Below are 23,233 nucleotides of genomic sequence, written 5' to 3' on the forward strand. Positions count from 1 at the left end.
TCAGACTTCCATGATGATCGGAAGGATCATCGGGCTGCGTCTTGTCTTATCGTACAGCATCTTGGACAATTCATCTTTAATTCGGGTTTTCAGCATTCCCCAATCATGAACCTTGCCCTGTGCACTGCTTTCCAGAATATTATATACTAATTTTTTAGCATCGTCCATTAAACTTTCCGATTCTCTCACATAAACAAAGCCGCGAGATACCACATCCGGGCCCGAAACCACATGGCCGTCGCCTTCATCAATGGTGCAAACCACCACAATCAGGCCATCTTCTCCCAAATGCTTTCTGTCGCGCAGAACAATGCTTCCCACATCGCCCACGCCCAAACCATCCACCAGCACACGGCCGGCCGGAACACTGGGCAGCTGACGCATATAGTCCTGATTAATTTCCAGCACATCCCCAATGTTGCCGATATAGATGTTCGACCGGCTCACGCCCATAGCCTGCGCCAAAGCAGCATGCTTTTGCAGGTGCTTTTGCTCGCCGTGGACGGGGATAAAATATTTGGGGCGGGTAACGCCCTGCATAATTTTCAGTTCTTCCTGGCATGCATGGCCGGACACATGAACCTCATACATAGATTCATACACAACCTCGCAGCCACGCTTCATCAGTTCATCCACCACCGCACCAACGGTTTTTTCGTTACCGGGAATTGGCCGGGCCGAAATAATGATAAAGTCCCCCGGGCCCACCTCTACCTTGCGGTGATCGGCAAAAGCCATGCGAGTCAACGCAGACATGGGTTCCCCCTGGCTGCCGGTGGTAATCAAAACCACTTTCTCTTTTGGGTAGCGGCGAATCAAGTCAATATCAATTAACACGCCTTCCGGAATATCCAGATAGCCCAATTCCTGAGCAATTCCCATCACATTGAGCATACTGCGGCCGGACAAAGCCACCTTGCGCCCATACTTGACGGCGCAGTTAATAATCTGCTGTACACGGCTGATATTAGACGCAAACGTCGCAATGATAATCCGGCTGTTCTCTGCCCGGTTAAACAGATTTTCAAAGGACTCACTGATTTTCCGCTCCGTCATGGTAAAGCCGGGGCGCTCCGCATTGGTGGAGTCAGCCAAAAGCGCCAAAACGCCTTCCTTGCCCAGCTGGGCAAATCGGCCCAAGTCTATCATCTCACCCTGAGAGGGAGTGCAGTCAATTTTAAAGTCACCGGTATGCACCACTGTACCTGCCGGTGTATGAAGCGCGATTCCAACCGAGTCGGAAATCGAGTGGTTCACATGAATAAATTCAGCCGCAATGCAGCCCAGCTTCACCGTATCACCCGGCCGCACCACATTCATCTTCACCTTGCCTGCCAGGCCGTGCTCTTTGAGCTTTCCGCCAACCAGTCCCAAAGTCAATGCCGTTCCATACAGGGGCAAATTGACCCGCTTCATCAGATAGGGTAAAGAACCGATGTGATCCTCATGTCCGTGGGTAATCAAAACCCCGCGGATCTTGTCCACGTTCCGCTCAACAAAAGTAAAATCCGGTATGACCAGATCCACACCCAGCATATCGCCATCGGGGAATGCCATGCCGCAGTCTACAATAAGCATGTCACCTTCGCACTCAAACAGTGTAAAGTTTTTACCGATCTCATTCAAACCACCCAAAAAGTACACCTTGATCGAGGGCTTTTCTTTGTGCTGCTCCTTTTTCGGTTTGCGGCGTGCCTGCTTTTGTGCGTGTTTCTGCACCTGAGCCAGAACTTCTGGAACAACAGAAACCTTCTCCGGCTTACGCGACGCATTTCTGGGCGCATCTTTTCCACGGGGCGGTTTTTTCGCTTGGTTTCCCCGCTTCTGCGCTTTCGATGCAGCCTTTGGGGCAGCTGACTTTTCCGCCACAGCTGGCTTTTCCGCTGCAGCGTTTTTTTCTGCAGCCACCGGCTTCTCGGCAACGGCCGGTTTTTCCGCTATCGCAGTCTTTTCTGCCACAGCAGCCTTTCCCGCCGCTTTTACCGCCTGTTTTTCTTCCGTGTCCTTCGCTCTTTCCGGCTGTTTGCGGGCCACCACTTTTCCGTACAAGGTGCCCTGCTTTTTTTCAGCGCTGTCAGGCGGATTCATATTCATTTTTTCTGTCACAAAATAACCTCCATTTTAATTTGAGGACACAACCACCATAGCCTGCGCGCAAACGGTGCCGCAGGCTTTTCTCTTGCTTATCGCATCTATGGGTATATCCATTTTTATCTATTCACCGCGGGGATCCCGCGAAAACGAACCTAATTTATTTCTGGTATTTTCCCCATGGGAAAAACCGTAAAAGCCATTAAAACATTGGTCTCATTGTACCTTGATTGCCTCTTGATGTCAAGCACGGCCAAAAGCGCGAACCCCCAACGAAACGCTGGCCAACAGCGTGGTTGCGGCACAGCCAAAAGCTTGTTATAATAACCTCACGGCGTAAGCAAAAGCGAGGCTTTTGACGCCTGAGAGAACATTGAAACCAGATGCGCGTTTTCACGCTATTCCGGCTTCGCCGCACAAAAGGCGACGGCCTTTTGCAATCTTGTTATAATAGCCTCACGGCGTAAGCAAAGTAGAGGCTTTTGACGCCTGAGAGAACATTGAAACCAGATGCGCGTTTTCACGCTATTCCAGCTTCGCCGCACAAAAGGCGGCGGCCTTTTGCAATCTTGTTATAATAACCTCACGGCGTAAGCAAAGTAGAGGCTTTTGACGCCTGAGAGAACATGAAAAGCATTCCGATAATGATTTTTTCGATTGAAGAAAACTTCAGCGCATGTTAGGCGCTGGGTGCCCGCTAAAACAGGAAACAGCTATTGTTTTGCCGGGCGCAAAACAATTCTTCCAGATCTTATATTATTATGCCAAGAAGAAAATGAAAAAAACAGAGAATGGAGGCAGCAGACGTGAAAGAGGTAGAAATTTTTACAGACGGTGCATGTCAGGGCAATCCAGGCCCGGGCGGATGGGGTGCAGTTCTGCGGTATCAGGGGCGCGAAAAAGAAATCAGCGGGGGCGAAGCCCGAACCACTAACAACCGAATGGAATTAACGGCCGTAATCGAAGCTTTGTCCCTTTTAAAAGAGCCCTGTCATGTAACCCTGTGGAGCGATTCCAAATATGTTTGCGATGCCATTGAAAAAGGATGGGCAAAATCCTGGAAGCAAAACGGGTGGAAAAAGGCAGACAAAAAACCGGCTTTAAACATCGATTTGTGGGAACAGCTGCTGTCGCAAATTGAAAACCACCAGATAACGGTGCGTTGGGTCAAAGGTCATGCAGGGCACGCAGAAAACGAACGCTGTGACAGACTTGCGGTCGCTCAGGCAGAAAAACAGAAATTAAAAGGATAATTGTCTTTTTTATTGAATTGTATACCAAAAAGGGGTATATTATTCTACAGATTATTTTCCGGCAAAGGAATAGATGCCGGTCAAAATTAGGGAGTGACACTGTGAATCGACTTATTTATGCGGACAATGCGGCAACAACTCCGGTTTCTAAAACAGTTTTAGAGGCTATGCTTCCCTTTTACACCGAACATTACGGCAATCCTTCCAGCCTGTATTCCAAAGGGCGCGAAGCCAAAAAAGCACTGGAAGAAGCGCGCGAAAAAATTGCGATTTGCCTTGGCGCACAGCCGAATGAAATTTTTTTCACCTCCGGCGGCAGCGAAGCGGACAACTGGGCCATTAAAGGCGTGGCCTATGAACTGCGCAACAAAGGAAAAAAGCATATCATCACATCCAAATTCGAGCATCATGCGGTTCTGCACACCTGTGCGGCGCTGGAGCGCGAAGGGTTTGACGTAACCTATCTGGATGTACACGAAGACGGTCTGGTGCGCCCCGAAGAAGTGGAAGCCGCCATTCGGCCAGACACCGCTTTGGTTACCATCATGTATGCCAACAATGAAATCGGCACCATTCAGCCTATTCCGGAAATTGGCGCTATCTGTCAAAAGCACGGAGTATTGCTGCACACCGATGCGGTACAAGCCGTGGGAAATGTGCCGATTCATGTAAAAGATCAAAACATCGATCTGCTTTCTTTATCTGGACACAAACTGCATGCGCCCAAGGGAATCGGAGCACTTTATTCCCGGCGGGGACTGCGTTTTTCGAACCTGATTGATGGCGGCGCACAAGAACGCGGCCGCCGGGCAGGAACAGAAAATCTGGCGGCAATTGTGGGTCTTAGCGTGGCAATTCAAGAAGCCTGCAATGGAATGGAAGAACGGAACGCCAGAATCCAGGGCATGCGTGACCGCCTGATAAAAGAAGCTTTAAAAATTGAGCGTTCCCGCCTGAACGGGGATGCCGTTCGTCGTCTGCCCGGTAATGTCAGCCTATGCTTTGAGGGAATTGAGGGGGAATCCTTACTTCTGCTTTTGGATTTGCAGGGCGTATGCGCTTCTTCCGGCTCGGCTTGCACCTCCGGCTCTTTAGATCCCAGCCATGTACTGTTAGCCATCGGTTTGCCCCATGAAATTGCCCATGGTTCCCTGCGGATTTCTTTGAGCGATGAAAACACCGAAGAAGATATAGACGATATTCTCGCGCTTCTCCCTAAAATTGTAACTCGTCTGCGGGATATGTCCCCTTTGTGGGAACAAATTCAAGCCAAAGAAAAGAACACAAAACAGCAGGAGGCACAATAATGTTATACAGTGAAAAGGTAATGGATCATTTTTCAAATCCCCGCAATGTGGGCGAACTGCCCAATGCTGACGGCGTCGGAGAGGTAGGCAACTCCAAATGCGGCGACATCATGCGCATGTATATTCAAGTAGAGAACGACCGGATTGCCGACGTGCGATTTAAAACCTTTGGGTGCGGTGCAGCTATCGCCACCAGTTCCATGGCCACCGAGCTAATTAAAGGAAAAACCATTGAAGAAGCTCTTCAGCTGACCAATAAGGCCGTTATGGAGGCGCTGGACGGTCTTCCGCCGGTAAAGGTTCACTGTTCTGTTTTGGCTGAACAAGCCATCAAAGCCGCCGTGTCGGATTATTATGAAAAGCAGGGAATTGATCCCAAACTCATGGTGGGTGAAATCCCGGAATGTGATCACGACCACTGTCACTGCGATATTGAATAACCCGCAAAAAACAAAGCACGCTGAAACAGCGTGCTTTGTTTTTTTATTTATTCCAGTTCTTGCTATATCCTATATTTTTTAATTTATGTAATATATACTTTACATTTTGTAATATTAGTGCTATAATCTCAGTTAAGAGGTGAGATTATGCCACGGAATATTCCTATCAAGGTTGCTCGGGCCCAACTGGATATGACACAAAAACAGCTTGCAGAAAAAGTAGGGGTGTCACGGCAAACAATCAATGCAATTGAACAAGGGGAATATAATCCCTCCATTAAATTATGCAGAGCAATTTGCCGCGCATTAGAAAAAACACTTGACGATTTATTTTGGGAGGAAGAATCTAATGGGTAAAAAAAGCAATCAGTTAGATGAAATGCAAGAGTTAAAACTATTAAAAATTGAAAAAAATGGACTGCGTTTGGCTTTTTATGGACTATTGATCGTTATATTTCTGCAAATTATCTTAGGTATGGGGCGAATCGATATGCTGCGCAATATTGCCGGCGAATTGGTTGTATTTTTGTGTTTGTGTATCTATTTAGTAGCGGGATGTATCAAAAACGGAATATGGGACAGAAATCTAAAACCAAATTTGAAAACAAATTTAATAGTTAGCCTGATCGGTTCCTTTATCAGCGGCATCATTATTCTCGTCGGTAATTGGTGCATATATCGTACCCTCTGGTCCGCTTTCCTTTCCGGATTCGGCACCTTTCTTTGCACCTTTGTATTGTCTTTTGCAGCCGTATCCATTGCAGCACGACTCTATAAAAAAAGAGCAGCAATCCTTGAGCAAGGCCATGAGGATCAACCGATTCAATAAAAAATTCAAAAAAACCGCAGGCTCTCTGCTCCTGCGGTTTTTTTCTCCTGTTGACAAAGCGCACAAAACCAATTATCATAAAATTGTAATTCTGAAGAAAGGTAGAGGTATTTCTCGCCATGCGCAATTGCTAATCTGACACCATCATAAAAATTATGATTTAAAATGGGTGAAGTGCGCCCATTACTGGTCGGATTGGCAAATCACAAAATGATAGTGCGCAGACATGCCTTGTTTTGGGCATGGTCTGTTTTTGCGTTTTGTTTTTGTCTTTCCGACACATCTTATAGATGTTAGGAGAGATTTTTTTGATCTTATTCGAAGTTTTTGATTTAAAAAAATATTATGGCGACCGGTTGATTTTGAATTTGCCGGAACTGCGCATTTATTCCGGGGACAAAATCGGCATTGTAGGGGAAAACGGCGCCGGCAAAACAACACTGATGGATTTATTAGCGGGAGAAGCAGAGCCAGATCGGGGTGTTGTGAAACGCAATGGTTCTTTTTCCTATCTTCGCCAGTTTTCCGGGGAGACAAAACAAGACTTCTCACGCGCCCCGCGTGAATTTCTGCCCAAAGACCGGCTTTCTCATTCCCGCCTAAGCGGCGGGGAACAAACACGCCGAAACCTTGACAACGCTTTCGCCCAAAACAGCAGTCTTTTCTTGGCCGATGAACCCACCAGCAATTTAGACAGCGCAGGAATAAAACTGCTGACGCAAAAGCTGAAAGCTTTAGATTCTTTGATTATCATCAGCCATGACCGCCAGTTATTAGATACTGTATGCAATCGAATACTGGAACTTCGTGAAGGAACCGTCACCGAATACACGGGGAATTACAGTGCCTATGCTCAGCAAAAGAAAGCGGAACGAAAGCTGGCAGAAACAGAATACAAACAGTATTCCGAAGAACGGGAACGACTGTCGAAAGCCATTGTTCAAACAAAAGAAAAAGCCCGTTCCATCCGAAAGGCACCCCGCCGGATGGGAAATTCCGAAGCTCGGCTGCACAAACGAGCCTCTGCCGAAATCCAAGAAAAGCTGCATGGCAGCACCCGAGCAATCGAGTCTCGATTGGAACGACTGGAAAAAAAGGAAAAGCCTCGAGAAACACCCCAAATACAATTGGATTTTTCCCTGACCAATCCGCCGGAAAACAAAATCGTCATCACCTGTCGCAGCCTAAGCTTCGGTTATGGAGAAAATCAGCTGTTTCAAAATGCCAGCTTTGAAATTAAAAATCATACCCGCACGGCAGTCATCGCAGAAAATGGCATGGGAAAAACCACTTTGTTTCAGCTTATTTCCGAACCCCACAGCGCCATTCGGCTAGTTCCCAAGGTCAAACTGGGCTATTTTCGCCAAAATTTTGAGCATCTGAATTCAGAAAAAAGCGTGTTAGAAAACGCAATGCAAAACAGCGTTCAGCCGGAAAATACCGTTCGCACCATATTGGCCCGATTGTTATTCCGGGGTGAAGCCGTGCATAAAAAAGCCGCCGTACTCAGCGGCGGTGAAAAAATCAAACTGTCTTTGGCTCAGCTTCTGGTGTCAGATGCCAATGTCCTTTTATTAGACGAACCCACCAATTATCTGGACATTCCCTCCATTGAAGCAATGCAGTCCCTTCTCAGCTACTATCCCGGAGTTTTGCTGTTTGTATCCCACGACCAGCAATTTGTAAACAGCGTTGCCAATCGATTGCTAATTCTAAAAAATAAAAAAATTCTGTCCTTTGACGGCAATTTAGAATCTTATGAACAGCAAATCCTTACCCCCAAGCCACACCCCGCCTCCGCAGATAAAATGGTTCTGGAAATGCGCCTGACCCGAATTTTATCAGAGCTGTCTTTGCCCGGCGCCAATCGAGACGCCCTAGAAGAAGAGTATCAGCAGGTACAAAAACAACTAAACAAGCTAAAATCAGAAAAATCCCGTTAACCGTAAAAGAACCATACTCTGCAAATATCAGCCATCAAATGAGTAGTTACAAAACCAGAAAGCCCCGCAATTGATGCGGGGCTTTTGTCCTTGTAAAAAGATGCCTTGCATCTGGTTTTCCACAAGTTATTCTTTTTTGGTGGAAAAGTCGGGCAGGCTGCCTTCTTCATAGCTGGCACCTTCAAAATAAATCTGATACCAAAGCAAGAAAATAAAGACGGTCCAGATGCGGCGGCTGTAATCCCGCCGACCTGCATAGTGTTCCTCCAGATAGTGCAGCAGTTCTTCGGTATGGAAAAACTGCTGAGCCAATTCGGAAGAAAAGGCCTCTTTGACAATGTGATAATAACGCTCATCCCGCAGCCACACACGAGTGGGAACCGGGAACCCCAATTTTTCTTTTTGAGCGGTGCGGGCAGGCAAATGCCGCAGCGCCGCCTGACGCATCGCATACTTGGTGGTTTTGTCTTTCAGGCGCAGCCGCTTCGGAATCGTGGCAGCCACCCGGAACACTTCTTTGTCTAAAAAGGGAACCCGAAGTTCCAAAGAGTTGGCCATACTCATCCGGTCCGCTTTGAGCAAGATATCCCCCACCATCCACAGGTTCACATCCAGATATTGCATGCGGGTGACATCGTCTAAATCACTGACTCTGTCATAATAGGCTTTGGTCAAGGTTTGGGGGCGGGTCGCAATAGAGGGATCTTTCAGCAAGCGAAGCTTATCCTCATATCCAAACATTTTGGCATTGCCGATAAAGCTTTCATTGGTGGAGAACTCCCCCCGGGTGATAAAACCCTGCCCCACAAAATGCCGGGGCACTTTCTGCACTGCTTTACGCAAAAAAGTGCGCAGCCACTGGGGCAGTTTATGATAAAACCGGAATACATCCGGCTCGTTATACACCGTATAGCCGCCGAACAATTCGTCGGCGCCCTCACCGGACAGAACCACTTTTACGTGTTCACTGGCCAGTTTGGACACAAAATACAATGCGATGCAGGAGGGATCCGCCAAAGGCTGATCCATATGATACTGTACTTTTTTGATGTTGCCCCAGAATTCTTCTGAGGTAATCAGCTTTTTGTAATGATCCACTCCGATTTCTTCAGAAAGTCTGGCTGCCCAATCGGTTTCGTTGTACTTCTCACCAAAATCGAACCCCACGGTAAAGGTCTTTTGGCCGGGGAAGTAGGTAGCCACATAGCTGGAATCAACACCGCTGGACAAAAAGCAGCCCACTTCCACGTCGCTGATTTTATGCCGGCCGACCGACTCTTCAAACACTTGTTCAATTCGGTCAACCGCCTCTTGTTCCGACAAAGAGTCGTCTGGCTGAAAGCGGGGTTCCCAATACCGGGTAGTGGTAATTTCGCCGTCCCGATACCACAAGTAATGCGCCGGCATCAGACAGGATACCCCTTCAAAAAAGGTGCGGGGCGGCACCGCATACTGAAATGAAAGGTAGTTATTTAAAGTATCGTAATCCAGCTTTTTCTCAAAACCGGGAAATTCCAAAATGCTTTTTATTTCCGATCCATAGACAAAATGATCGTTTACCATGCTGTAATGCAGCGGCTTAATGCCAAAAAAGTCCCGGGCAATAAAAAGAGATTTGTCCTGCGTGTTCCAGATGGCAAAGGCAAACATTCCTCGCAAACGATCCAGAAGTCCTTCTTTCCATTCCTCAAAACCGTGAATCAGAACCTCAGAATCCGTTTGGGTAGCAAACCGGTGCCCTTTTTGCAAAAGCTCTTCCCGAAGCTCCCGATAGTTATAGATTTCTCCGTTAAAGGTCAGAACCAGCGTTTTGTCCTCGTTAAAAATTGGCTGATCGCCGGTTTCTGAAACATCAATGATGCTCAGGCGACGGAATCCCATCGAAATCTCTTCCGTTTGATACGCGCCGCTGCTGTCCGGCCCACGATGCGTAATTTTATCCGTCATATTTTTCAGAACCGCTTCCCTGTCAACGATTTCTCCTGTAAATCCACATACTCCACACATATCCGATATTTTCTCCTAGCTCTGTCCGGTTATTGCTCCAGAAGGGTTTTGGCCATGGCCAAATCCACCTGCTGAAATCCCGTTTCTGTAAAATCAACTCGATGGGCCGCTTGCAGTGACTTTTCATACACTTCCAGCCGAACTCCCTGATACACCGGTTTTTCTTCCCCTTGCAGGAACATGGAAAACCCCAGATAATCCAATTCTTCACTGTCCGTCAGAAAATACATCCGTTCCACCCGCGCCTGCTGTTTGCGCTCGGTCAACTCCTGCAGCGCCAACTTCACCATTTCCAGCGCCACATCATTGAGTCCGCGCTCGAAAATCATCACTTTTTCTTTTAATTGGGCCGGTGTAAGAACTAACCTCTTTTTCACGTCTGAAAGCCCGGGATATTGCCGCTCGGCATCTATAACCTGCTGGGTGCGTCCCGAAGGCGACAGATAGACCATCCACTTCCCCTGCTTTTCATGATACAGGCAAGGGTATACCATGCGGGCCTGATACCCGCAATCCGGGCACTGCCAGTCAAACAGAGTTTCCTCTAAAATCTGCTCTCGCAGCTGAGGATCGGCCGAACGCTCAATTTCAATCCACATCTGGCGTTTGTTTACCGCGGTGCAGCCCGGACAGCTGATTTCTTTGCTGATGCAGGTCGCCATAAAAACACCCCCGTCGCTTTTATTCAAAAATGGTGCCGCCGCCCACCACCAGATCATCCTGATAAAAGACCACGGCCTGTCCCGGCGTAATGGCTCGCTGGGGTTCCTCAAACAGAACCTGAACTCGGCCTTCCGGCAGAGAAATGATTCGGGCAGGCGCAGGCTGTGCCTGATAGCGCACTTTTGCCTGTACCAAAAGTTCCGCAGGCGGCTCGTCAAATGCAATCCAGTTTAAGTCCCCTGCTATCAAAGAAGAGGAATACTGGCTGCCCTCTTTGCCCAAAACCACCCGGTGATTGGCAGCATCGATTCGAACCACATACATGGGCTGCGGAAAACTGATTCCAAGCCCTTTTCTTTGCCCAACCGTATAATGGGTAATGCCCCGGTGCTGCCCCAGCACATTGCCGTCTAAATCCACAAAATCCCCCGGCTGAGGATCTTGTCCCGTATACCGGCGGATAAAACCCGCGTAATCCTTATTTTCTACAAAACAGATTTCCTGACTGTCCGGCTTTTTGGCCACAGGAAGCCCAGCCTCTTCGGCCATCTGACGAACCAAAGGTTTTTCCAGGTCACTTAGCGGAAACAGCGTGCGTGCCAGCTGATATTGGGTCATGGAATACAAAACATAGCTTTGATCCTTGCCCGTGGGCGAGCGGTACAAAAGCCAGCGGCCTTGTTCATTCTGCCGCACAATTGCATAGTGCCCGGTTGCCACACCGTCAAACCCCAGCTGCTCTGCCCGGCGCAAAAGCTCGCTGAACTTCAAATACCGATTGCAGTCGATACAGGGATTTGGCGTGCGTCCCGCCTGATATTCCCGGGCAAAGGGATCAATCACATCCCGGCGAAAGGAATCGGTAAAATTCATCACCAAATGCTCGATGCCCAACCGGTAGCAAACCCTTCGCGCATCGTCTATGTCGTCCAGGGAACAACAGCCCCCGCTTTGACTGTCACACATGTACTCATCCGGGCGCAGGCGCATGGTCACACCCGTTACCTGATACCCCTGCTGTAATAACAAAAGAGCAGCGACAGAGCTGTCAACCCCGCCGCTCATTCCCAAGAGTATTTTTTTGCTCATTCTTTCTTTTCTCCATCCTGGTTCCGCAGCGCCAGCTTGCCGTCTGCGGTAAGGTAAAACGCCTTGCGCTCTGCCTTAATATCATAAATCAGCTCCCGCTTTGACTGTACATCCAGCACATTGGGGCAAACCGCACCGGCCTGCTCCAGCTCGTGCCGAAGCAGCTGAGCCGCCTCACCCGCACCGCCGGCATGGGTAATAAACCCATAAACAGTCTTTCCCGAAAGGTCATATTCCCGAATAAAATCGTTAATTGCAGGAGTTATGTTTCCGGCCCATACCGGTGTTGCCACAATCAGGCAATCATAGGCCGAAATGTCCGTATCCACGGGCAACACATCCCCGCTTTTTCGGCGGATCGCGTCGTACACGCCTAACGTGTACGCGCCGATCAGCCCCCTGCGGGAAATCTCTTTTAATTCCACAAAATCGGCGTCCAACGATTTTGCCATACATCCACACATTTTTTTCGTCTTTCCCGTTTGAGAAAAACACACGATCAAAGGTTTCATGCCGCCCTGCCCTTCTTATTCCTGGCTGGGAGGAATTATCTTGCCGTCTTCATCCTCTGCCGCTTCCCCATATTTGTAGGAATCAGACTCTGCAAACTCATCGTACTCCGGTGCTCCGTGAGACGCATGCCCCTCTGATGGATCCATCGACTGCAAATCGGGTGCGTCCTGATAGTGATCGTCATAGTCCTCACTGTCAAAATCCACGTCCGAAATATGACAGGCATAGCAGTCCTCATAATCGTCATACTCGTCGTATTCGTCCTCATCCTCGTCGGTCAGTTCCTCCAACCGTGTCAAAGCCCGATCCAGACGACGCTTGGAATTTTCAAGAGCCAAACAGTGGCGCTCGGTTTCTTCCAAATCTTTGTCACGCAGATTGTTGTAATAATATTTTCCCAAAGCAATGTAAGCCCGGTCAATGTTCTTCTCTTCGCACCGCACCACAGCCTTAATCCGGTTGATCAGCGCGTTCTTTCGGTTGGCTTCCACTACAAAATCAATCGCTTTTGTCACATTGGCTGCGACGGAAGATAAAATTTTCATAGCTTCTCCTTTATCCTGCTGTACCGCCTGTTTAAATTTTGCCGGTCACCCGGCCAAGGCGGCAGATTTTTTTAAGCTTTTACCTTATTATATCGCAAAAGACCCCGGAATAACAGAAATATTTTGTGAATTTATTTTTATGAAATCGGGACGCTTCGTATTCCATAAACTTCGCTTTTTCTTTATTAATTACAGCAAAGAAATCACATTCACAATTTTCTGTTTCAGTTGCAAGCATTATATCATAAACCGGGTTTCTTGAAAAGCACTGGACAAGGCGATTTTAAGAAACCGCGGTATGGTGTCTGTCCTCCATGCAAAGGCTCACCACCCGCACGGGAAGCCCCGACAATTGGGCAACTTGACTTACGGTCAGTGTGCTGTACCATTCCCGCCAGTCGTCAAGGCAATCCTGCAGCAGCAGGCAGGCGGCGAAATAGTCCGCCTGGTTTTCCAGCCGCGGCAGACAAAGATTGGTCAGCTCGGTCAGCTCCAGCGCATTGGTCTTTTCATGCAGAAGAATATGGCCCAGCTCGTGGGCACACACATAATGCCGCAGCTCCTGCGGCGTTGTAAGATTTAAAATAATGGTATATTTTTGCCCAAGACAAAGGCAAAATCCGTTTACCTGTTCCGGCAGATCCTGCCACAACACGCCCACACCCAGATGATCGCACAGCTCAAAAGCATTGCTGCTGCCGAAACGCAGCCGCAAAGAAAGCGCCAGCTTCTCAATCCTTCGGTTCATCATTTTTTTCCTCCCCCGGTATGGCAATTGCCGTCGCCACCCGAATTGCATTCACAATTTTTTCCCTGTCCGATTCCGACAGGGGCATTCCGTTAAACATCAGACCCTGCTGTTTTTTTAAAATATTGGTAAAACGGTCAATGACCGTGTTCACCTCTTGATCCGCTTCCGATTCCTGCTGAACCCCAAGAAGATAATCGGTGCTGACATGAAACAGCCGGGCCAGGCGGGCTAACAATTCGCTGTCCGGTTCACGGCGGCCTTGCTCATACATTCCCACCGCCGAAGCAGAAATCCCCAGCTTTTGCGCCAGCTGCGCCTGCGTCATTCCATATTCTGCTCTTAGTTTTTTCAATTGTACCGAAAACATAACACCCACCGCTCCAATTTAAAAAATATTTGCTCTTGTTTGTTTTTATGTACATAGATGGATTAGAACAATCCCCAAAATTTTGCCGCCTGGTTCTTTCCTGACGAAAACCGAACCTGCTTTTAGGATAGCCCTTTGCTTTTTTATAAGAGCTATAAAAAGCAGTTTTGTGTTTCCGGTTCTGTCTTTGGGGTCATTATATCACACACAATGTGTGTTTACAAGAAAAGCAAAGATGTTATTTTGTGAACACAGTTCACAGTCCCAATTTTGTCCCTCCGTCTATCATTCGGAACGTTTGTTTCTTTTTGGTTATTGATTCGGCATATTTACGGTGTTATGATACTTTCTGACAAGCCATGGTAACCAAATTCCACTCTACCACGCTTTGTCATTCATTCTACACGTTTTGTGTATAAAAAGGAGAAATGACATGGATTTTATTCGTTGGGGAGAAGAGTATCTGGAAGAAGCCCGTGTGCTGAAAGCTAGGGTTGATGTTCTGCGGCATCAGTTAAAATCGGCGGAACCTTCGCAGGCAAGGGATCTGAATGAAAGGATTTGCATTCTCTACTCCATGTATCTGGATTGCCGGGAAACAGGACGGCTACTGAAAAGCTTTGGAAAAACACGGAGGGATTGCCATGAGAAATAAACAGCTTTATCTGGATGTGTTTACAGAAAGCTTGGCCGGTTTACAGGCCTATCGGCGGCAGGGCGAAGAGGCGGACACAGAATACCGCCGCATCTTGTCTGCTTTGCAAAAAGCGGTGGAGGGGGAATTGACCGATCGCCAGCGGGAATGTGTGTATTTGTGCTTCTATCAGGGGCTCACTGCGCGTCAGGCAGCGCAGGAATTGCACATCCACGAATCCACCGTCAGCCGTCACTTAAAGAAGGCTAAATTGCGGCTGGAAAAAGTGCTTCGCTACTCTTTTGGGCGCCTTGAATAAGGTTGACAAAAACCGTGTCCTGCTGTAAAATGGAACAGTTAATTGCACTCGTAGCTCAGCAGGATAGAGCGGCCGCCTCCTAAGCGGCAGGCCGGAGGTTCGAATCCTCTCGAGCGCACCATTCACACCCCGCTGTCTGCGGGGTTTTTGCTTATTAAAAGGAGAGTTGGCATGAAGCAGCAACCGCCCGGTTACCCACCCGATCTCAGCCGGCACTCTGCCGTTTTTTATGAAAAGAAAATACTGCGTTGGGAATCCAACTATCTTTGCCTTTTGCTGATCAGTATTCAGATTCTGGTGACCACCCTTTCTCTGTTCGCCAAGCTGTATGTGCAAAAGTTGGGGCTTATGGGATATCCGCTGGACGCATTTCAAGGGTACCCGCCCATTCTGTACTTTTTGGCACACGGTTCCCTCTATCTGGTGGGAATGACTATCCCCGTTTTCTTATATTGGGGCATTCGGCGCCAGTCGCCTTCCCAGCAGCTTTTGTTTGAGCGGGTAAAACTTTCTACCTTTTTGCTAATGACGATTTTCGGCGTAGGCATTTGCACAACCGCCAATATCCCCTCCAGTATGGTTGCTGCACTGCAAAAAGCGTTGGGGTATAGCGGCCGTATTCCCGATTTGCCTTTAAACGAAAACCCTTGGGTTCAGGTTTTGTTTTTCGTGTCTTTGGCCATTATTCCGCCGTTGACGGAAGAACTGCTCTTTCGCGGGGCCATCCTCAGCGGACTTCGGCGCTTTGGGGATCACTTTGCCATTGTGGGCTCTGCCTTTTTATTCGCGGTCTATCACGGAAACTTTACTCAGATGGTGTTCGCCTTTCTTTGTGGGCTGGTTTTGGCCTTTGCCGTCATCAAAACCGGGAATTTATGGATTGCCATCCTGATTCACGCCATTAACAACGGGACTTCCGTGTTATTTCAGCTGATGCAGTTTTATACCAGTGAAGCCACTGCCAACACGTTTTACCTCTTCTATTTTATCGGCACTGCGTTGGCCGGTGTGTTGGCTTTGATTATTCTATCGATACGGGACAAACAGTTATTCCGGCTAAAACCTTCTGAATCGGTATTGACACTGGGGCAGAAGTTCCGAACGATGCTTTGGAATCCCGCCGGTGTGGCACTGCTCTCCATCGGCTTTATCAGTGCATTTTATGTTTTGGAGAATTTTTAACCATGACCAGAGAAGAACACTTTATGCGGCAGGCTTTGGAACTGGCCAAAGAAGCCGCTCTGGAGGGTGAAGTTCCCGTAGGCGCTTTGGTGGTTCGGGGCGATCAGGTGATTTCCGTTGGCCGAAACCGACGAGAAGCTGAGAAAAACGCCCTTTGCCATGCGGAAATTGAAGCCATCGACAATGCCTGTCAAGCGCTTGGCGGATGGAGGCTGTGGGAGTGTGAACTGTATGTTACACTGGAACCCTGCCCCATGTGTACGGGGGCCATCATTAACTCACGAATCACCCGGGTCATATACGGCGCGCGGGATCCCAAGGCTGGTTCTTGCGGCTCGGTAGTAAACCTGTTCGAGCTTCCCTATAACCACCGGCCTGCGGTAACCCCCGGTGTTCTGGAAGAAGAATGCGGCGCTGTGCTCACGCAATTTTTTCAGGAACTGCGAAAAAAGCGGTTCGGGAAATCCAAACCGGAAGAGAACCCGGAACAGAACCGGGAGTGATTGCCATAATAAACCCGAAACAGAAAAAGCAACTGCAAACGATACGGATGGTTATTTTATAAAAAAGCTGGTTTTCCATTTTTGGAAAACCAGCTTTTTGCATTTAAACGAAAATAAAAGAATTAGATTTCAAATTGAAACACAGAACCCCAGTCAAACTCGCCGGATGTTTCGATACTATTAGGCCAATCCGCACACCACCCGGGAAGAATCGGGTTTTCGACTCGGTCGAAACTGGGCGTATACGGCTTAATATCCAAAACCGGAGTACCGTTCTGCGCATCGATAAAACCCACCCCAATGATTCCGCTTTCGCAGTCCAGATAGGTGACAGGGCAGCAGGTCAGCGCAATGGGATTCGGGCGGTCAGAAGAGCGGGTTGCAAACGTGCCCAAATCCTTGGGGGAACCTTTGTAAGGGCTCTTTTCCACCAACTTTGAGCGGGCATCCGAATTGTCGCTTTGATCAAACCACCAAAGAATATTCAAATATCCAAACCCTTCTAAATTGGTCAGGGCCTGTGCATATTCTTTTTCCAGCTCGATTCTCATTTCGCCATCATCCACACAAACTTTTCCAATTGGTTTTACTGTAAATTGTTCCATAAATAAATCTCCTGTTCGTTTTATTTACGGCGCCGTTATATTCAGTATACCAATGTGTTTTGATACTACAATCCCTTTTTATAATTTTTCTAAAATGACCGGGAACGGCAAAGTGCGGTAAGGGCTTTCTGCATTTCCCCATATCTTTGCTTTGTGGAAAGAACCACAAGATAGTCCCCCTGCACAATCTGGGTGTTGCCATTGGGGACAAATTCCTGCCGCCCCCTGTTCAGCCCAACAATCAGTGCGCCCTCGGGCCAGGGAACCTCTTTCACCATCTTGCCCGCCGCCTGACTGCCTAATTCCACCGGAATCTCCAAAACCGCCCCCGGCTTCTTCCGGCGGGTATCCTCTTTGCTTTGGCCGGCAATCCGTTCCAGCAGCACCTCATAAATCGGCGACACTTTCAAAAGATCTGAGGTAAGCAAGGCAATAAAGGCCACCGCCGCCACCGGCAGCAAATGCACCAAAGAGCCGGTCATTTCTGCCATCAAAAGGATACTGGTAACCGGTGACTTCACAGAACCTGACAGCACCCCGGCCATGGCACAAACACAAAATATGGGAATGTATTTTGCCGATAGCCCCATCATACTGATGGCCTGCCCAAAAATGCAGCCGGTTAATGCCCCAAAGGACAAAATCGGCATAAAAATGCCGCCGGGAATTCCGCTGCCAAAGCTGGTGCAGGTAAAGACCATCTTCACCACAAGATAGACGATCATCATCGCGATTCCGGCCCCAGCCCTTTCTGACAGTTGAATCAGGCTCTGCCCCCCGCCCAGCACCTGAGGAATCAGCAATCCGCAGGGCAGCGCAATCAGCAAAGCAACCGCGGGGTGTAAAAATGCAGGAATTTTTTGATACAGGCGGCCAATCCCCAAAAGGCTTTTATTGGCTATGGCCCCCACAACTCCACACAAAACTCCTAAAATCACCAGACAAAAATAATAGTGAATCGGCAGTTGGGGAATCTGAGTATAGCTCAGCACGGGTCTTAGCCCGAAAAAGGATTTCGACACCACGTCCGCTGTTAAAGCTGCCGTGGTTGCAGCAATTAGAATATTCGGCGAAAAGGATCTGTGAACCTCTTCCAAAGCAAACATAATTCCAGACAGCGGCGCGTTGAACGCGGCCGAAAGTCCGGCAGAAGCCCCGGCGGTAATCAGGTAATTTTCTTCTAATTTGTTTTTTGCCAATTTTTCTGCCACCGCTTGGCTTCCGCATGCTCCAATCTGAATCGAAGGCCCTTCTCTGCCCAAAGAAACACCAAAAAAAGAAGTCAGAATTCCGGCCACAAAGCGAACTGCCAATATGGTGTTCCACTTCATTTTCATGCCCAATAAAACGATCCCCTCCACTTGGGGAATCCCGCTCCCTCTGGCACAAGGCTCCAGCTTTATGAGCCAATACGTAACAAATCCCGCCACGGCGATGCAAAGCACCCACGGCAGGATCCAAATAGGATGTAATCTTAAAAAGCCATAGGCTTGCAGCGACTTCTCGGTTCCGTATTCAATCCCCAACCGGTAAAAAGTAACCAAAAGCCCCGAAACCACACCTGCAAGAATTCCTTTGTATGTAACACTCCATTTCAGCTTATTTAAGTCCGACATCATTTGATACATTCTTGATTTTCCCAATGTTCTGCCCCCAAAAGTTTACAAACCAACCGATACCCTGTTTTGTCATCCTGCCCCGCGGCTCTTGATTCAGGCATCAAACGTTTTGCATTTATCTGCCCCGTTATTATACTACAAATCCCCAGAAAAAGAAAAGGAAGAGCCTTTGGCACGGCAACCCTCCTGCCCCCCCAAAAATCGGCAAAATTAAAAAGCCGATAACAGCACAAAAAAAGAAGTCCCAACACCAAAGGCAGAAGGAACTTCTTTGTGAAATGAACAAGGATGCCGCTTGACTGTTTTATTTGCCAAAGGGTTCAAAGACCACCGGGCGATCCAACCGACCCAGGCGGATTGGCTGTGTGCCCGACTCATAATGATCCCAAAGGCTGGCAGTGGCCATCTGGCTGTTTTCATAGGTTTTAAAATAATACTCACAGGTATTTGTATTCAGAAAAGCGGTGTACCGTGTGTAATCATAAGTGTTGCGGCTGCTCACCACAGCACCTTTGGGAATTGACACACTGGACATAATGTGGAAGCAAGACTGCACCGCCTCGTCACGGGTTGCGGGCGTGGGCATATGGGTCTTGAAATATGCCGTGCGGACAAACCGCTCCGGCGAGGTATATCCCCCCGGCAGCAGCGAAGTGCCCGCCCCTTGGCCAAATGGTTTCAGCGTTAAATTGCCCCACTGGTTTTGAATGGCCTGCCCCGGGTTTACCAGCGCATAGTTGCGCAAATTTGTCATGTGCCATGAAAATTCCGGACTATTGGCCATCACCCCAAGGGGATTGTGATACATCCGGGTGCCCTGCTCGGTGCGTTCAATCACAACGCATTTTCCGCTTCGGTCGGTGGCAATCCAGTGAAGGGGGGCCACCGTCTGGGTTACCGGGTCGGGAACACCCATCAGCGAAATCTGGGGCAAAAGCTCTTCCAAATCGTTTACTGATGCACACTGCCCCAGCATATAATGAAGAAAATCCAAGGCAGCCACCGGCTGTTTTTCTTTATACTGGCGGGTTTCATATTGGGCATAGCCGGCAAAATACAACGATGCGGCGGCAAAGCCTTTTTCATTGACTCCGTCAAAAAAGCCCATCATCCGGTCATCTTCCTGGCCGATTGCGATAAAGCTATAAACATCATGAAACCGCTGCCCGTTAAACACACTTTGCCAGACATAATTCTTTGGTATCACATAAAGCTGCGGTTCAATATCATAAGAAAAGTCCATAGTTCGTCCAAAAAAGGTTTCATTTTCTTTGGACTGCAATGTAATCGAAGTACACATACTGATTTCCCTTCCCTTCGTCTTTTTTCAGATAGAATGACAGCCTGCCCAGATAAAAACACGGCAGGCTGATGGGTTCCCAGTGGGGGAACCCCAAAATAATTCTAATCAAAATAGTAATATGCCGCATAGCGCAAAGATGATACAATAGGGCACGGGGCAGTCCAGCGTTTCGCTGCCCAAAGTGCGGGGAATACGGCAAAACAAACCATAATGTGACAAATTTCAACATCCAAAAGGGGCAATCTTTATTGCATTCTCAAATCTATAATGGTATAATTTGGATGTAAGGCACAAATAAGTGCAAAGCGGGGACAAGGTGCACCACCACCTCATCCCCTGCATACGGAGAAGTAGCCTCCCTACACAACGGATAAACCGCGCAATGCAGATACAATTATAATCCATTTTTCCCCATTTGTACAGGGGTGTAAAAACGAGATGTCAATACCGTAAAAATGGATTCCCGCCCTTTGGGTTGTGTACTGCACTTGATATACGGGCGCTGTGTTATGGGTGGAAATCACGCCGTAACCGCGCTTTTTTTTGTTGCCTTACAGACAAAGGTTCGGCAAGAGCCGGGGTTTTGTGATAAAATCGCCCGTTTGATTCACTCACAACTAGAATACTTTGGCCTGGTATTCCTCCGGCCTTTCCAACCTAAGTCTGTAAGGGCAGGCAGGTAAAACCTGCCGATATGTCACGTCACAGCAAAGTGCAGCATTTCGCTTTGCACTTGAAAGCTGCGCATATTTGGCTTTCTTCCCATGACCAGTGAAACCCCACAAGGTATGGTCACAAGGCACGTTCTTTTATGAAAAATCTATTTTTCAAAATACAAAATCCGCTCCTTTTAAAAGGAGCGGATTTTGATTTACATGCGCAATACTATTCCTGTCGCTTCCAGCGAAACCTAGTCCCAAAAAACACACCAATCAGGTACGCAATCAAAATGACTGCATATGCCTTCCAGTCCAGCATCGCCCAGGTTTTGTGCCGCAGCACCAGATGATACAGAAGAAAGAAAGCAGTAAAAGCAGCACAACCGATCAAGCCCTCTCGGATAAACTTTTTCCAAAATCCTGTTTTGATACTATCACCTTTTTTCATTATTTCAGCCTGAAAAACGAATTTGTCGACCAACAGAATTTTTCCACAAACTTTTGTCAGACTGTGGAAATCCAAACAACGTTTCAAATAACCGAACCATTGCCTGTTTTTCGAACCAAATCCATTGACAAGCCCTAAAGAAACGGAAAGTCAATCAGCAGCACTGTGCAAAAGAGAACGGGGAAAACGCCCTCTCCCCTTCTCCCTTTATTTTAGCGGTCTGTCACTGCTTTTGTTCCTTCCTGTTCTTCTGCCACTGATAAAGGCACTTGCCAAAAGCAATACTGAGCAGTGCAATGAAATAAGTGCCCCAATCAATCATTTCCCAAGTTCTGTGCCGAATCGCAACCTGATACAGTACAAAAAGAACGGTACAGGCAGACAACTCTGCCAGCAAAGAAAGAAATAATTTATTCCATTGTCTTTTTTTCATCCACAAGCTCCTCTTTTTTATCTGCAAGCCGTACTGTCGGTTTTTTGTATTCTCGTTTCCAGCGCAGCCACGCCCCAATAAAGTGTGCAATCAAAAAAACGACGGCGACACTCGTATATAATTTCCAGTTAATCATCCCCAAGGATTTCCCCCGAAGAACCATATAATACGATAGAAAAAATCCGGTATAAACCAAAAGAGTCGTAAAGCATTCCATAACCGCTTTTTTCCAAAACCTCTTTTTCATTTCTCTACCCCTTTCCTCTGTGGTTTCAGCCGCAGCGAACCAGTTCCGGCTCTCTCACAGCAAAGATTTCGCCCTAACGCTTGCTCGGCTGCAAAACAACAATTCAGCCCGCCTGCGCCAAAGAAACCCATTGCCCGGGAATCCATTTTCTGTTAAAAAGCATATCACATCTCAAACCGTATGTAAATGATTCTGTTCCCTATGATTCTTCATCGGACACCTTCAAAACAAGCTCTAGGCGATCAAAAAGAGGCGTTTTCCGATGGGAAAGCGCCCCTTTTTGTATGATTCTTTATTTTTCAAACACAGCACCACACACCGCAAGATCCACAATGGAAGGCCGCCCCGATTTAAGAGTAACTTTGTTTGCCCAAAAATAAAATTTTTTTAAATTCCTTCACAAAATGGGCTCTCATTTTGCATTGATTAAAACCAAAATACCATCCATCAATTCTTTACATTTAACAATATTCACAATAATAATATTACATTTCTGTAAATATTGTTGAAAACACTATGTAACTATAGTACACTAAATATACCAAATTTTTCCATTTTATTTTAAAGGGAGTTGCATTATGAAGAATCAGACGAAAAAAACTTTTTTGATTTTTTCCGTTCTTGCTGCCGCTTTAGTTGCAGGCCTGATTGTATTAGGATTTCATTTGTCTACCCTCAATACTCCAACATATCAAAAGATAGACCCGAAGAAGACAGACGAGGGTAAGATGCTCTCCTCCCTTGGTGCAATTAACGTGCGTGAAAACGATAGTTTTCCTTTATCTTTTCACTTTCTAACCAACAACGGCTCAAACTTTGAATTTTTAAACCAGGAAGAGGATTTAGAAATTCGTACGAATGCAAAAAACATTCGTATAAAAGAGTACTATATAAAAAAATCCCCTGGGGAAAACCCTTATGTTTATACCTTACAGACCTCTTGCATGGTCGAAGGAACCGACCCGGTGGAACTGAAAGAGCTGATGATTCAGACCAAAACCAACGAATATGTCTTTGATATCGGTAAAATCAAAATACATCCCTATCCTGATAATGGAGGGCTGGACCCAGACAATATGAAAATTAGGAGCAATAGCGCTTTAAGCCATAATATTGGAATCGGAAGTTATGGCGCAGAGTATTCCAATGAGGGTACCGAACCGGCTGTAATAAAGCAAATCTTGATTGATCGCAATTTTGATTTTTTTCGCCCGCAGATTTATCTCAATGACCAGCTAATCTCGGATCCCCTGAATGTCAATATTTCGATACCACCCAAAGAAAGCCTTCGTCTTTTGATCCGCTTTGAAAAAAAAGAAAGTCCCTATGATGTATTCTATTTTGCCCCTGCAATAGTTTTAGAATCCTCCACAGAGCTTCGTCCTTCCTATGCTATAAGCGGGATATTTGGGGTTTCTGAAGCCCCTAAAATCCTATACGACAAATATTTTAAGGACTGATTTTTTTTCTGAACAGCTCGGCC

The 23,233-nt window shown here is 47.4% G+C and carries 25 protein-coding genes and 1 tRNA gene; 12 read left to right on the forward strand and 14 right to left on the reverse strand.

Annotated features, from left to right (window positions below; all coding sequences use genetic code 11):
* Window positions 1-2,106: a ribonuclease J gene (locus C1A02_RS10415; protein ID WP_101698163.1), complete on the reverse strand. Its 2,106-nt coding sequence runs from the start codon at window positions 2,104-2,106 to the stop codon at window positions 1-3.
* A gap of 791 nt (window positions 2,107-2,897) precedes the next feature.
* Here C1A02_RS10415 and rnhA point away from each other — a divergent pair.
* The 6 genes from rnhA to abc-f all read left to right on the forward strand — a co-directional run bounded on the left by rnhA (window position 2,898) and on the right by abc-f (window position 7,863).
* On the forward strand, window positions 2,898-3,344 hold the full coding sequence (gene rnhA / locus C1A02_RS10420; RefSeq protein WP_101698164.1) for a ribonuclease HI: 447 nt from the start codon (window positions 2,898-2,900) through the stop codon (window positions 3,342-3,344).
* 101 nt (window positions 3,345-3,445) lie between these two features.
* Window positions 3,446-4,651, forward strand: coding sequence for a cysteine desulfurase NifS (nifS, locus tag C1A02_RS10425; protein WP_101698165.1), 1,206 nt, complete (start codon window positions 3,446-3,448; stop codon window positions 4,649-4,651).
* Window positions 4,651-5,091 (forward strand): Fe-S cluster assembly scaffold protein NifU, encoded by a 441-nt coding sequence (gene nifU / locus C1A02_RS10430; RefSeq protein WP_101698166.1) that lies wholly within the window; start codon window positions 4,651-4,653, stop codon window positions 5,089-5,091. Before nifS ends, nifU begins: the two co-directional genes overlap by 1 nt.
* A 147-nt stretch (window positions 5,092-5,238) precedes the next feature.
* Window positions 5,239-5,448 (forward strand): helix-turn-helix transcriptional regulator, encoded by a 210-nt coding sequence (locus C1A02_RS10435; RefSeq protein ID WP_101698167.1) that lies wholly within the window; start codon window positions 5,239-5,241, stop codon window positions 5,446-5,448.
* Window positions 5,441-5,920 carry a DUF6773 family protein gene (locus tag C1A02_RS10440; protein ID WP_101698168.1) on the forward strand — a complete coding sequence of 160 codons (480 nt, stop codon included), beginning with the start codon at window positions 5,441-5,443 and terminating at the stop codon, window positions 5,918-5,920. Before C1A02_RS10435 ends, C1A02_RS10440 begins: the two co-directional genes overlap by 8 nt.
* Before the next feature lie 308 nt (window positions 5,921-6,228).
* A complete protein-coding gene (gene abc-f / locus C1A02_RS10445; RefSeq protein ID WP_101698169.1) occupies window positions 6,229-7,863 on the forward strand; it encodes a ribosomal protection-like ABC-F family protein in 1,635 nt (544 codons plus the stop codon).
* 126 nt (window positions 7,864-7,989) lie between these two features.
* Here abc-f and asnB read toward each other — a convergent pair whose 3' ends face one another.
* From asnB to C1A02_RS10480, 7 genes are all read right to left on the reverse strand, one after another.
* A complete protein-coding gene (gene asnB / locus C1A02_RS10450; protein WP_101698170.1) occupies window positions 7,990-9,870 on the reverse strand; it encodes an asparagine synthase (glutamine-hydrolyzing) in 1,881 nt (626 codons plus the stop codon).
* A 29-nt stretch (window positions 9,871-9,899) separates the two neighbouring features.
* Window positions 9,900-10,532 (reverse strand): CpXC domain-containing protein, encoded by a 633-nt coding sequence (locus tag C1A02_RS10455; RefSeq protein WP_101698329.1) that lies wholly within the window; start codon window positions 10,530-10,532, stop codon window positions 9,900-9,902.
* Between the two features lie 19 nt (window positions 10,533-10,551).
* Window positions 10,552-11,622, reverse strand: a complete 1,071-nt coding sequence (gene mnmA, locus C1A02_RS10460; RefSeq protein ID WP_101698171.1) for a tRNA 2-thiouridine(34) synthase MnmA — start codon at window positions 11,620-11,622, stop codon at window positions 10,552-10,554.
* A complete protein-coding gene (locus C1A02_RS10465) occupies window positions 11,619-12,134 on the reverse strand; it encodes a flavodoxin family protein (protein ID WP_101698172.1) in 516 nt (171 codons plus the stop codon). The genes mnmA and C1A02_RS10465 overlap by 4 nt, the downstream gene beginning before the upstream one ends.
* Window positions 12,135-12,149: 15 nt before the next feature.
* Window positions 12,150-12,680, reverse strand: a complete 531-nt coding sequence (locus C1A02_RS10470; protein WP_101698173.1) for a hypothetical protein — start codon at window positions 12,678-12,680, stop codon at window positions 12,150-12,152.
* A 283-nt stretch (window positions 12,681-12,963) separates the two neighbouring features.
* On the reverse strand, window positions 12,964-13,431 hold the full coding sequence (locus tag C1A02_RS10475; RefSeq protein ID WP_101698174.1) for an ImmA/IrrE family metallo-endopeptidase: 468 nt from the start codon (window positions 13,429-13,431) through the stop codon (window positions 12,964-12,966).
* Complete coding sequence (locus tag C1A02_RS10480; protein ID WP_101698175.1) at window positions 13,412-13,798, reverse strand: helix-turn-helix domain-containing protein; 387 nt, start codon at window positions 13,796-13,798, stop codon at window positions 13,412-13,414. Before C1A02_RS10480 ends, C1A02_RS10475 begins: the two co-directional genes overlap by 20 nt.
* Window positions 13,799-14,231: 433 nt before the next feature.
* Here C1A02_RS10480 and C1A02_RS10485 point away from each other — a divergent pair, with 433 nt between their 5' ends.
* The 5 genes from C1A02_RS10485 to tadA all read left to right on the forward strand — a co-directional run bounded on the left by C1A02_RS10485 (window position 14,232) and on the right by tadA (window position 16,436).
* Window positions 14,232-14,453, forward strand: coding sequence for a hypothetical protein (locus C1A02_RS10485; RefSeq protein WP_101698176.1), 222 nt, complete (start codon window positions 14,232-14,234; stop codon window positions 14,451-14,453).
* The gene (locus tag C1A02_RS10490) at window positions 14,443-14,751 is read left to right on the forward strand and encodes an RNA polymerase sigma factor (protein WP_101698177.1); all 309 of its coding nucleotides are present in this window, start codon (window positions 14,443-14,445) and stop codon (window positions 14,749-14,751) included. Before C1A02_RS10485 ends, C1A02_RS10490 begins: the two co-directional genes overlap by 11 nt.
* 44 nt (window positions 14,752-14,795) lie before the next feature.
* A tRNA-Arg gene (locus C1A02_RS10495) sits at window positions 14,796-14,872 on the forward strand.
* Between the two features lie 50 nt (window positions 14,873-14,922).
* Window positions 14,923-15,933, forward strand: a complete 1,011-nt coding sequence (locus C1A02_RS10500) for a CPBP family intramembrane glutamic endopeptidase (protein WP_101698178.1) — start codon at window positions 14,923-14,925, stop codon at window positions 15,931-15,933.
* Window positions 15,934-15,935: 2 nt separating this feature from the next.
* Window positions 15,936-16,436 carry a tRNA adenosine(34) deaminase TadA gene (tadA, locus tag C1A02_RS10505; protein WP_101698179.1) on the forward strand — a complete coding sequence of 167 codons (501 nt, stop codon included), beginning with the start codon at window positions 15,936-15,938 and terminating at the stop codon, window positions 16,434-16,436.
* Between the two features lie 122 nt (window positions 16,437-16,558).
* Here tadA and C1A02_RS10510 read toward each other — a convergent pair whose 3' ends face one another.
* The 6 genes from C1A02_RS10510 to C1A02_RS10540 all read right to left on the reverse strand — a co-directional run bounded on the left by C1A02_RS10510 (window position 16,559) and on the right by C1A02_RS10540 (window position 21,750).
* Window positions 16,559-17,041 carry an SAM-dependent methyltransferase gene (locus tag C1A02_RS10510; RefSeq protein WP_101698180.1) on the reverse strand — a complete coding sequence of 161 codons (483 nt, stop codon included), beginning with the start codon at window positions 17,039-17,041 and terminating at the stop codon, window positions 16,559-16,561.
* A gap of 89 nt (window positions 17,042-17,130) precedes the next feature.
* The gene (locus tag C1A02_RS10515; protein ID WP_243577989.1) at window positions 17,131-18,684 is read right to left on the reverse strand and encodes a ClC family H(+)/Cl(-) exchange transporter; all 1,554 of its coding nucleotides are present in this window, start codon (window positions 18,682-18,684) and stop codon (window positions 17,131-17,133) included.
* A gap of 280 nt (window positions 18,685-18,964) precedes the next feature.
* The gene (locus C1A02_RS10525; protein ID WP_101698183.1) at window positions 18,965-19,960 is read right to left on the reverse strand and encodes a linear amide C-N hydrolase; all 996 of its coding nucleotides are present in this window, start codon (window positions 19,958-19,960) and stop codon (window positions 18,965-18,967) included.
* A gap of 888 nt (window positions 19,961-20,848) precedes the next feature.
* On the reverse strand, window positions 20,849-21,070 hold the full coding sequence (locus C1A02_RS10530; protein ID WP_129588162.1) for a hypothetical protein: 222 nt from the start codon (window positions 21,068-21,070) through the stop codon (window positions 20,849-20,851).
* Window positions 21,071-21,293: 223 nt separating this feature from the next.
* Window positions 21,294-21,503, reverse strand: a complete 210-nt coding sequence (locus tag C1A02_RS10535) for a hypothetical protein (protein WP_101698185.1) — start codon at window positions 21,501-21,503, stop codon at window positions 21,294-21,296.
* A complete protein-coding gene (locus C1A02_RS10540) occupies window positions 21,481-21,750 on the reverse strand; it encodes a hypothetical protein (protein ID WP_101698186.1) in 270 nt (89 codons plus the stop codon). The genes C1A02_RS10535 and C1A02_RS10540 overlap by 23 nt, the downstream gene beginning before the upstream one ends.
* A gap of 605 nt (window positions 21,751-22,355) precedes the next feature.
* Between C1A02_RS10540 and C1A02_RS10545 the strand changes: the two genes are divergently transcribed.
* Complete coding sequence (locus C1A02_RS10545) at window positions 22,356-23,210, forward strand: hypothetical protein (protein WP_129588163.1); 855 nt, start codon at window positions 22,356-22,358, stop codon at window positions 23,208-23,210.
* Window positions 23,211-23,233: the final 23 nt, after the last annotated feature.

The organism is Clostridium minihomine, from assembly GCF_900240385.1.
GTDB classification, from domain to species: Bacteria; Bacillota; Clostridia; order Oscillospirales; family Acutalibacteraceae; genus Faecalispora; species Faecalispora minihomine.